8 protein-coding genes and 2 pseudogenes are annotated in these 10,853 nt (G+C 62.0%); 4 read left to right on the top strand and 6 right to left on the bottom strand.

The features are described 5' to 3' along the window. Nucleotides 1-300: 300 nt before the first annotated feature. From SB772_RS38805 to SB772_RS38795, 3 genes and pseudogenes are all read right to left on the bottom strand, one after another. A complete protein-coding gene (locus SB772_RS38805; protein WP_410838359.1) occupies nucleotides 301-858 on the bottom strand; it encodes a hypothetical protein in 558 nt (185 codons plus the stop codon). Nucleotides 859-1,558: 700 nt separating this feature from the next. After that, a pseudogene (locus SB772_RS38800) lies at nucleotides 1,559-1,766 on the bottom strand (alpha/beta fold hydrolase); the annotation flags it as partial. A 150-nt stretch (nucleotides 1,767-1,916) separates the two neighbouring features. Next, nucleotides 1,917-3,917: a WD40 repeat domain-containing protein gene (locus SB772_RS38795; protein ID WP_410838358.1), complete on the bottom strand. Its 2,001-nt coding sequence runs from the start codon at nucleotides 3,915-3,917 to the stop codon at nucleotides 1,917-1,919. A gap of 167 nt (nucleotides 3,918-4,084) precedes the next feature. Here SB772_RS38795 and SB772_RS38790 point away from each other — a divergent pair. Beyond that, nucleotides 4,085-4,616 (top strand): annotated as a pseudogene (locus SB772_RS38790) (transposase); the annotation flags it as partial. Between the two features lie 419 nt (nucleotides 4,617-5,035). Here SB772_RS38790 and SB772_RS38785 read toward each other — a convergent pair. Further along, nucleotides 5,036-6,418 (bottom strand): NAD(P)/FAD-dependent oxidoreductase, encoded by a 1,383-nt coding sequence (locus SB772_RS38785; RefSeq protein ID WP_410838357.1) that lies wholly within the window; start codon nucleotides 6,416-6,418, stop codon nucleotides 5,036-5,038. 118 nt (nucleotides 6,419-6,536) lie between these two features. On the opposite strand from SB772_RS38785, the gene SB772_RS38780 reads away from it, so the two are divergent. Continuing rightward, nucleotides 6,537-8,087, top strand: coding sequence for an alpha/beta fold hydrolase (locus SB772_RS38780; protein ID WP_410838356.1), 1,551 nt, complete (start codon nucleotides 6,537-6,539; stop codon nucleotides 8,085-8,087). Nucleotides 8,088-8,384: 297 nt separating this feature from the next. Continuing rightward, complete coding sequence (locus SB772_RS38775) at nucleotides 8,385-8,732, top strand: hypothetical protein (protein WP_410838355.1); 348 nt, start codon at nucleotides 8,385-8,387, stop codon at nucleotides 8,730-8,732. Between the two features lie 165 nt (nucleotides 8,733-8,897). Here the strand turns inward: SB772_RS38775 and SB772_RS38770 are convergent, their stop codons facing one another. Continuing rightward, the gene (locus SB772_RS38770) at nucleotides 8,898-9,374 is read right to left on the bottom strand and encodes a hypothetical protein (RefSeq protein ID WP_410838354.1); all 477 of its coding nucleotides are present in this window, start codon (nucleotides 9,372-9,374) and stop codon (nucleotides 8,898-8,900) included. A 337-nt stretch (nucleotides 9,375-9,711) separates the two neighbouring features. On the opposite strand from SB772_RS38770, the gene SB772_RS38765 reads away from it, so the two are divergent. Then, nucleotides 9,712-9,912 (top strand): hypothetical protein, encoded by a 201-nt coding sequence (locus SB772_RS38765; protein ID WP_410838353.1) that lies wholly within the window; start codon nucleotides 9,712-9,714, stop codon nucleotides 9,910-9,912. A gap of 404 nt (nucleotides 9,913-10,316) precedes the next feature. On the opposite strand, the gene SB772_RS38760 is transcribed toward SB772_RS38765, so the two are convergent. Continuing rightward, complete coding sequence (locus SB772_RS38760) at nucleotides 10,317-10,607, bottom strand: hypothetical protein (RefSeq protein WP_410838352.1); 291 nt, start codon at nucleotides 10,605-10,607, stop codon at nucleotides 10,317-10,319. Nucleotides 10,608-10,853: the final 246 nt, after the last annotated feature.

Raw genomic sequence — 10,853 nt, 5'->3', positions numbered from 1 at the left:
AGCGTAAGCGGGTGTCGAGGTCCATTACCTTAATATGCTGCGCCCGAATCAGTGACGAATTTCGATGGGAAAGCCCCGTTGAGGGCGAACGCTATCGTGGCCAGCCCGGCAATACGGAGGAGGCTGCGATCTCGGGGGCAGGTTTAATCGGAAGCGGCCGTTCGCGGGACGCAGCCGAACGTCTCAAATTGGCCGAACCCGGAAGTTCGGTTTCGACGAGTGATGCTCTTTCGCGTCGGGCTACATATGCCGCGGTGACACCGCATCTCTGAGCTGATTGTTCGAATCCGGCTAGATGCTTTATTCCGGTGGCGGTCCGACGCTGATTTCCGGTCCCGGCTGCTCTTCTTCCGGAAGCGGCTCGACGCTCCCCGCGGCGGGCGGCGGAATGCTCTTGACCGCGACGAGGGGCTCAATATTCTGCACGGCGTCCGGCCGGTTACTCCTGACCGCGATGGGCGCCTCAACGATTGGCGCGGGTACGGTGTGCCGGTCGGTGGTCAGACCCGTGCCGACGTTCGAGGTCGTGGTGTTCGCACTCTTGAGGACGCTGCGCGTATCGAACAGGAACACGGCTGCCGACGAACGCGTGTCGGCACCACCAACCAGCGACCCGATAAACGGGATATAGCTCTCGGGGTGCGGCCTCGACGTTACGTACGTGTATACGAGCAGCATCGATCCGTCGTCCAGCGCGGTCTGCACTGATGCCGGGCCAAGCGCGGCGGTCACTTCCTGAAGCGTCGTCACGCCGCGCCTGAAGCTCGCCATCTGTTCAGGCCTCACTTCGACCCCGGCGGACATGCAGCCGGCAAGCAGCACACCGCTCAGCAGCCCCGGTATCAGTCCACGTTTCATGTTGCCCCCGCCCCGTATTCCTAATTCTAGGACGTCGTAGTGCGGCCGCTGAAGGGCATGGTCTGGTGGATACCCTCATCAGGAATCCCGCCGAAGTGGAGATTGCCTTTCGCCTGACTATTGCAAAGTATCCGCAGCAGGCCTGTATGCCAGTGCCCATGTCGACGTCAGACAACGTGGGGGGCTTCGTCAAGTTGGCGCAGATCAGGTGGGCGGTAGATTGAGGCGATGAAGAAGACGAACTCGTGCAAACGTTGCGTTTCAACGGTCCGAGCCTGAATGTGATCTTCAGGTTCTGATGCGATCTGGCCGGCTACAACCGGGTCGGCCAAGCCGCCATTGACAGCGAGCCGTTGCCCGGCCAGGAGCGGGGGATCTTCGCTGTGATGCAAACGCAGGCTCTGCGCCGCTGCGCGGCGACGCCAGAGCGCACTTCAAGCGGGCGGCACTCGGTTCCATATGCGCGGTTGGTTCATCCCTCGATCCGAGCGCCAAGGTCTGTTATTTGAGTCGAGCAGCCGCTTAAATGACCTCTAAACGCAAAGACGAGACTACAGCCTGTCCGCAAGCGTCCTCCCTGGAAATCCGCGAAGAACCATAAAGTAGCTGCCAAGAAGTTTCGCCTCGGTCGCCTCGGTACTGTAGCGGGACAGAAAGCCGTTTGAACGCTCAGCGATTCGTCGGCACCGCCACCAGTCCGTCCCTCGAGCAGCGCCTTGTGAGACCCGTCCGGGTCCTGCATCTGCGGCGCGTGTCCGAGCCCCGTGAACTCGACGAGCGTCGCATGCGGAATCGCCTTCGCGGCCGCGCGGCCCAGCTCCGGGTAATGGCCGAGCTTCGCGCGCACCTCGGTCGCCGCGCATCCTTGCCCGTCGCGGTGGGTCCTTCTGACCGATGGCCATGCTGGTGAAATCCTTCTGGACGACGATTCGCATGACGGCGAAGCGAGCAATTGCGACTCATGTGGCGGTCCGGTCACGCTCGCAAGGGATGGCGGCGTGCGGCCGCCCCTCGAGCAGGAAGTAGTGCGCGGCAGCTCGCCCCGTCGGGTCGGCGAGTCACGATCCGCATACGTTTTCGGCAAGGCGCCCGCGTACGAGAGGAAGGGCAGCTTCATCACCGGTTGTAATCAGGTTTGCTCCCGCGAGCTTTTCGTTACACACCGCTTTAGCCAGGCTCCGACCTCGATTCTGCATGAGCCATCGGATCGGCCACAACCGCGCCGTATGATCCGCGGACGCGGTCACCACCCGCTGGCCGTCCGGGCTGAACGCGGCGGAGCTCACCGGTCCCTGGTGCCCGGTGAGCTGCGCGATCACCAGACCCGTCGCGGTGTCCCACACCCGCGCAGTCTGATCCACAGACGCGGTCACTACCCGCTGGCCGTCCGGGCTGAAGGCGGCGGAAAAGACTGCGCCCTGATGCCCGCTGAGCTGAGCGATCTGTTTGCCCGTGGCCGCGTCCCACACCCGCGCCGTATGATCCGCGGACGCGGTCACCACCCGCTGGCCGTCCGGGCTGAAAGCGACGGAATCAACCGGTCCCTGATGCCCGCTGAGCAGCAACACCTGTCTGCCCGCGGCCGCGTCCCACACCCGCGCGGTTCCGTCGGCGGACGCGGTCACGACCCGCCGGCTGTCCGGGCTGAAGGCGGCGGAAAAAACTGCCCCCTGATGCCCGCTGATCTGCGCAATCTGTCTGCCCGTGGCCACGTCCCACACCCGCGCGGTGCCATCACGGGACGCAGTCACCACCCGCTGGCCGTCCGGGGTGAAGGCAGCGGAATAAACCCACCCCTTATGCCCGCTGAGCAGCAAGATGCCCATCGCCGCGTCCCACGCGCGTGCGGTCCTATCACGGGACACAGTCACAAGCCGCTGGCCGTCCAGGCTAAAGGCGGCGGCGTTCACCGGCCCCTGGTGTCCGGTGAGCTGCGCGATCTCCTGGCCGGTCGTCGCATCCCACACCCGCGCGGTCTTGTCATCGGACGCGGTCACCACGCGCCGGCCGTCCGGACTGAAGACGGCGGTGCTCACCGGTCCCTGATGCCCCGTGAGCTGCGCGATGACCTGGCCGGTCGCCGCATCCCATACCCGCACGGTCTTGTCATCGGACGCGGTCACCACGCGCTGGCCGTCCGGGCTGAAGGCGGCGGAAAAAACCGGTCCGCGATGCCCCGTGAGTCGCGCGATGACCTGGCCGGTCGCCGCATCCCACACTCGCGCAGTCTTGTCATCGGACGCGGTAAGCACGCGCCGGCCATCCGGGCTGAAGGCGGCGGAGCTCACCAGTTCGTGATGCCCGGTGAGCTGCGCGATCAGCTGGCCGGTCGCGGAATCCCACACCCGCGCGGTCCTGTCCGCGGACGCGGTCACCACGCGCCGGCCGTCCGGGCTGAAGGCGGCGGAGAAAACCGGTCCCCGATGCCCGGTGAGGTGCGCGATTACCTGGCCCGTCGCCGCGTCCCACACCCGCGCGGTCCTGTCCGCGGACGCGGTCGCCACGCGCCGGCCGTCCGGGCTGAAGGCGGCGGAATAAACCCAATCCTGATGCCCGCTGAGCTGCACGATCTGTTTGCCCGAGGGCACGTCCCACACCCGCGCGGTCCTGTCCGCGGACGCGGTCACCACGCGTCGGCCGTCCGGGCTGAAGGCGGCGGAATAAACCAGATCCTGATGCCCGCTGAACTGCACGATCTGTTTGCCCGTAGGCACGTCCCACACCCGCGCGGTCCTATCCCAGGACGCGGTCACCACCCGCTTACCGTCCGGGCTGAAGACGGCGGAATCAACCGCATCCTGATGCCCGCTGAGCAACGCAATTTGCATTGATGCTTGCGCGCCGCGCATAAGCTCCGGCTCTGCTTCTACCGATCCCGGCGAGAGCCAACTCTTCCCCATCGCCAGTATCGCGAAGCGCATTGCGCGGTCATAGGTTCCCGCGTCGTTCGCCGTCGTCGCGGCCGATGCCAAAACGAGGGAAGTCTGGCGTGCGACCGCCCGAGTTCGGTGAATGATCCACCCCCCTGTCACCATCACAATGACCAGGATTACGCCCATCAGTACCTGGATGCGCCGCTGCGCGCCCTGTCCGTGTCTGCTCTTCCCTGGCATGGGCTTGCCCCTCAACGATTTGTTGCAACTGCAAGTTCTGCGCGGTCGCGGCCAACAGGAATTCGCCGTGTGCAACACTGAGTTCGGTGCGAATCTTGACTCCGTCGTACACCAAGGCATGCGATGACGCAGGCATCGCCGCGATGGTGCCGAAATCGCTGACATCTGGCGCGAGGGCCGACGGGTGGTTCGACCGGACTGACTTCGCCTATATCGCTAAGGATGACCAGTATCACTGTCCGGTGGGGCACCGGGCGATTTACCGGTTTAGTTCGGTTGAGCGCGACAATCCGATGACCCTGCGCACCTCGTGGAGCAGCGCCTGCCCGAATTGCCCGATCAAAAGTCAATGTACGCCATCTGATTACAGGCGTATCCGGCGATGGGAGCACGAATCGGTGCTTGAGGCAATGCAGTCAATGCTGGATCGCCAACTCAATGCAATGACGATACGAACGCCGTACAGTCGGGCACGTGTTCGGCACGCTCAAGCACTGGATGGGTTCGACCCACGTCCAGACGCACGGGCTGGGTCACGTCGCGACTGAAATGAGTTTGCATGTCCTGGCATACAACCTCAAGCGCGTCATCACGATTCTCGGGTTCGTCAAGGCGATGCGGGCAATCAAGTTGGACGGCGCGTGAACTCGCGTGACCTTGCTCCCCGGCATCACACAATCCGGTCAGCCGCCCGCGTCGAGGTGCAATGCAACTGCACTTCCAACGGTGCTTTTCCGGTCGTCAGTTCTGCACGTCTTTACACGTGCCTCGGCCGGTGAGCAACGCCCGCGAGCGTCTCCGATCGACCCGTCATCCAGATCGCCGCAACGGCAACGGCCGTTCTCAAAGTCCAACGGCCATTGGCTCGCACGAGATCGCCTTTCGCTTGTCGGCCGTGGCCAACGTTCATGAAGTAGCCGTGGAGGGGCGGCAAGAAGCCGTTTTCCGGACGTTCGCCCGACCCGCCGCTGTTAACGTTCGGTTTCAAAATCGGCGGATATCGTGAGCGCCATTGTGGCGAGCGCGCGTTAGACGCCTGCGCAGGTCAACACCGTGATGCCAGATCATGACGATGCGCTATTCCGCCTCGCTGCTTCGATTGCAGGCGAGGGAACCGATAGCACAGGCCTCCGGTTGCCCTGCCAGACCCGCCTGGCGATCGCAGGGCTGAGCAGCGACGACGGCGGCATCATCAGGTTTACAACCTTCAAAAACGCGGTCGCCAGCGTGCTGTCGCGTGTCGCGGCAAGGTGAAGCTTGCCAATGTACCAGTTGATGAAACGCAGCATCGGCGGGCGCGCGCCCTTGACTTGTGGATGGCGGAGGTCGTTGCCAACCGCGATGTCCCACGGAATATCGACGATCTTCGCGGCCGCCCTGAAGAATCGACGCGCAAGATCGTTCGAGCCCGCGCGCAGGCACTGCTGCAGCGTCAGCGCTTCCTCTGCCGCGACCGTCATGCCCTGCCCGTAGACCGGATTGAAGCTGCAGATGGCGTCACCGAAAACCAGGTAGTTCCCGGGGAAGCGTGCAAGCTTCTCGTACCGCCGGCGCAGGCTGGAGGCGTAGCGGTAGCGCCTGTAATCGGTTAGCGGTTCCGCTCGTGCGACAACGTCGTGAATCTCCATGGTCGGCAGCGTCGCCAGATACGCGACAAAGCCCTGGTCGTCGTCGGGCGCGTCGTCGCCAAGAAAACCGCCGGCACTGACGATCCAGCTGTCGCTTTCCTGCGCGAGCATGACGCCGTTGCGCCAGTTCGGCGCACTGCCGGCAACAACGATACCGTGCTTGCCGTCAAGATCAGTCGGCCGACGTCGATAGGTACGGGTCATGTAGCAGATGCCGATCTCGACCTTCTCATTGGCGGGAGGTTGGTAGCCGAGCTCTTCAAGCCACGCCGCACTGGATGAGCCACGGCCAGTCGCATCAACGACAAGGTCCGCGTTGATGGTCTCTTCCGGCTTGCCCTCGACACATGTGCGCACACCGGTCACGCTCTTGCGAACGGGGTCGGTGGCAAGACCCCGCACAGCGCAACTTTCCATGACGCGCACGTTCGGCAATCCCAGGAGCCGTCGGCGTAGATGGCCTTCGAGCACGGGACGGCTTGCAAGCAGACCGATCAGGTCGCTCGTGCCGCTAGCAAGCCTGACGTTGCGACCTATCCAGATCACATCGTTGGCGACATCACCGATCAAGCCGCCGCTTTGCGCGACGACCTCGGTGTTGTATCCTGGAAAGAATTCCTCGAGTACCGCGCTGCCGCGCGCAAGGAGCCCATGGGTATGACGACCCTGTGGCACGCCCTTGCGCGGCGTGTCTGCTGCAGCAAACGCATCGCGTTCGAGCACGGTGACGATGGTATAGAAATCCGACAGTACGCGGGCGGTCAGGAGCCCCCCCACGCTGGCGCCGATCACGATCGCATGCTCGCCCAGGTTCTTCATGGCAATCCTCCAGTTCAATCCGTCGCAATGAGTCCAGCGACCATTGTCTGCAGGCAATGGTAGGATTGCCTCGTCCCCTGAGCGTCCCCCGGACGCCGTCATTGAGGGTCGCCTCGCCATGGCTCTGTTCAGCGTGCGGACGCTTGGATTTCCGGAGATCCGTCGGGACGACCGGCTGTGCCAGCTGCCCTTGCGCAAAGGCCTGGCCCTGCTGGTCTACCTCGCCGAAGCGAAGGGCTCAGTCGGGCGAGACGTCTTCGCCACGATGTTGTGGCCGGAAGACTGCGAAGAGGTTGTACGGGCGCGGCTGCGGCGTCTGTTGCATCGCGTCCAGCTCACGCTTGGCGACGACGTTATCACCACCGACCGGTCAACAGTTCGATGGTCGGCAGCGATCGATCTGCAGGTGGATTCGCAGCTGTTCGAGCAAGCCTGCGACCGCGGCGAGTTCGAGCGGGCGTGCCGCCATTATCGCGGCGCCTTTCTCGAGGGTTTTTCGCCCGGCGACTGCCCCCAGTTCGACGAGTGGGCTTTCTTTCGCCGGGAGGCCTTGCGAAGCCGGGCGATCCAGGCGCTCGAGCGAGTAGTGCACGACAAGAACGTCACCGGCGACTACGCGGCAGCGGCCGCGCACGCCGGCTGTCTTGTTGAGCTCGATCCGCTCAGCGAAGTGTACGGCCGGCACCTCATCCGCAATCTCCTGCTCGCCGGAGATCGGGCCGCGGCGGAGCGCCGCCTCAAGGCCCTGACGCAGCGCCTTCGCGACGAGCTCGATGTGGCACCCGAAACCGAGACCCGGGCGCTGCTGAACGACGGCGCAACGTTGCCGATCGAGGACCCACCGCCGACGCGCTACGTCAGCGGTGGCGACGTCCATCTCGCGTTCCAGACCTACGGCGCCGGCCGCATGGACGTTCTGGTGCTGCCCGGTTTCGTGTCCCACGTCGAACGAGTATGGGAGGAGCCCCAGTGCCGGGCGTTCCTGTCCTCCCTCGCCGGGATGGGCCGTCTCATCCTGCTCGATCGTCGCGGCATCGGGCTTTCCGACCGGGTCGGGTTCAATCCCAGCGTCGACGCAACCGCGCAGGACATCGGCACGGTGCTTGACGCCGCCGGCAGCCGCCGGGTCGTGTTGTTTGGCGCATCCGAGGGTGGACCGGCATGCATCAAATTTGCCGCTGATCACCCCGATCGTGTCGCAGGCCTCATTCTGTTCGGCTCGTTAGCGAAGGGAAGCGCGACACCCGACTATTCGCACGCTCTGCAGGCTGGTCAGTATGACGTGTGGCTGCAGCAGCTCGTCGCAGTCTGGGGCGGGCCTGCCGGCATCGAGACGTTCGCGCCGAGCCTCTCTGGCGATCCTCAGGCGAGAGCCTGGTGGGCAGGCTTGCTCCGGGCCGCGTCGAGCCCGGGAGCCATCAAGGGCGTGCTCGAGGCGTTGCGCGATATGGACGTGCGGCATCTTTTGGGCCGAATTTCCGTTCCGACTCTGGTGCTCCACCGTCACGGCGACCGCGCCGTTCGCATCGGCGCCGGGCGGCATCTCGCCAGCCACATCGCGCAGGCGCAATTCGTCGAGCTCGAGGGTGCCGATCACTGGGTCTTCGCGGGGAATCAGCAACCCGTCCTGGCCAGCATCAAGCAATTTGTCGGCAGTCTCGCTGGGTGACTGCGACCGAGAGATGCGGCACAAGACGTCACCTCGGGCAGAGTGCGATTCAGAGGAAATCCGCCACATCGACGCGCGGTAATGGTCCGATATCCATACGAACCGGCCACTCGAGTGCCAACCGCACACCGCACGGCGCATGGCGCATGTGGCTGGTGATGTCCGCGTAGTGCCTGTCGTGTTCGCAGCACGCGATCTAACGTTGACGTTCGTTGCAAACCTTCTAGAGATGCCGGTCCCCGCTGTGTCACAATCAACATCCTTCATTTCCTCAAACACGACACAGCGAGGGCGCGCATGAGCAAGAAAGTGACCTATCTTGTCAGCATCTTTATCGGGGCCCCGACAGAGCAGCATAGAAAAATCAAGGACATCGCAGCGCAGCTTTCTGACAGCGACTACGAGTTCTTGCATCTTCATCAAATGGGAGCGTTCCTGGTGCTCAACACTGATCGAGGTGCCAAGGAACTAGCGAATGCGTTTGCGCCTGCAACCGCATCGGACGATCGAATATTCGTCTGCGAAATCGGTCAGGACTGGCACGCGCTTGGCTTGAACAAAGCTACCTACTGGTTGCAGAACCATCTGGCCACGAAGACGCAGGCGCCATCCGCCAAAAAAGGAAATCCATTCGGCGACGCTTGATCTGGTCCGAAATGGCCTCACGGGCGCGCTAGCGAATGGCGCCACGCGACCCACAACGGCCCGTCAGCAGACTGCTCGTGAACGGCCGTAGCTCTGCCTTTTGCGGACGTTTTCTCGCAGTTGCGGCGTTCGGCGATTCCGGTTCTGAAATGATGGTGGCAATAATCAAATCACGTCTCGTTCAAAACTGCCAAAGGCTGATTGCTCAAGTGCTTCCCATGGGAAGGTCTGTCCGACGGTGATACGCTTTCCGTTCGCGCAAGTCGAAAGAAACAGCCCATACCCTTCGTTTACGAACTCGTCGGACAGCTTTTTGATTGGGTCCGCGTAGTGAAACTTATGCAAGTTCCATTTCAATTGCTCGCGGGAAAAATCCATTTTGTGCAGGGCGCACAAGTGTGCGAGGAGTAACTGGTGATAACCAAACTCTACGTGCTCGAACAGGAGACCGCTTTTTTTGTGATAAAGAAAGGCGCCTGCTGAACCCGCACTAACGTCGTCCAATGCGTCGACAAGCTGCTCAGCGAATCCAAAGCGGGCACGCCTCCAAAGATAGCGATCCAAACCTGCTGCAATGTCGGGTCGCGGCAGTTCCGTGAAAGCTAACAAAGGCAGCCGTGTGATCTCCGCGGTATCTTCCATCCCGTATCGCATGTAATTTTTTTGAAAGGTTGTACGCAGTCTTCAGTCTAGTGCGGACTGGCGGTTACGTTTGGCAGGGCGTTGGCTCCGTTACGTTCACGGCCGGGAACGAATGCATCGGGGATTCTTACTTTCTAGTGGGCGGATGCCGACTTTGCGCCGCAGAAAATTCCGTTCGTTTTCCCGGGCGCACGCTTAGTAGCTTGACCGTCGTTGACGGGCATTTTCTTATTCTGGCAAAACCCGTTGTCCTCCGCCTGCCGGATTAGAGCCCGGATTCTAACGGGACACCCGTCCAGCGCCGTAAGATCGAGACACAAAAAATACGGGGGCCAATATGGGCGATATGCAAGGCATCACATTTGAAGCGGTGCAGCTTAATGACCGATCGGGGTATTTCGTGCGAGCTACCTGGCCTGACGGTTACGAACAGCAGATCACCGGCTTTACCAACGATGTAGAGGCTCGCGAGTGGATAGTCAACGATAGCCGGGGTTGGCTCGACTGGATGCCGCACCGCCCACAGCTTGGCACCTAACGCCAATTGATCCACGCATGCCAGCAACGCCCGGCTGTCGCCGAGTGCGCGGGGGAGCCGGACGAAAAAAACCGATCCCGTAAAGGATCGGCTTGGAAAAGTCCTGGTCTTTCCGAGGGGAAAATGCGGCCAGAACCTGAGAGAGCGGCCGGAATGTACTCCAGGAAAATCAGATGCGGCCGACTGTTTCGACTCTGGGTCTAATACTTAACGGCGGCGTCGCGGTTTCCTAAAGGGCTGCCGATTAGCTGAGTTGTAGGGAGCGTCGCCTGCCGGTTCGCTAACGGACGGTCACAAGTCTTTGTCAATTGGCTGAAGCTGGCCGCGCACTGCCTCATGCAAACGGCATATGCAATGTGAACTGCGCAAGTCTGCGGTCGGCAGCACGCCCCCGAAGCTGCCGGTCATGTTTCTACAAAGCAGCCATTCAATGCTGTCTTCCAGACGCAATGGTCTTTCGCTTCCTTAAGAGAAACACCAGGATCGAGAGAGCGGTTAAGCACAGGTATATCTTTATAGATTTCGCCCAAGAATTGAACGACCGCCCAATATAGATACAGGCCAGCAAAAAAATTCCGTTTCCAGTTGCTACGCCAATGATCCGGTATTTTTGGATGCGATCCATAACGTTCCTGTTGTTGGACTTTTCCGTTCACACTGGATCTAACGGCCATCACATCGAAAACTTTAACCATGGCGAAGGTCGTCGATTGGAAGAAGTCCAACCAACGGCCAGCACGCGCCCGATATACGGTGACTGCGCGTCAAACGCCGATTGCCAACGATCCAAACGGCCATATCGACCGTCCGCTTGTGGCCGCATGCAGCCTTTCGCCAATACCCGCCTTCGATCCAACAGAGGCATCCTTCGCTCCAGTTGAAAGCGAACGCTCGTTGGAGCGTCTTGCTGGCTAGGGCCAGCTTCCGCCGGGGACTGCTTT

Origin of the sequence: Paraburkholderia sp. SIMBA_030 (assembly GCF_046535245.1) — a bacterium.
Lineage (GTDB): Bacteria > Pseudomonadota > Gammaproteobacteria > Burkholderiales > Burkholderiaceae > Paraburkholderia.
This window is presented reverse-complemented; position numbering and strand designations above follow the sequence as displayed.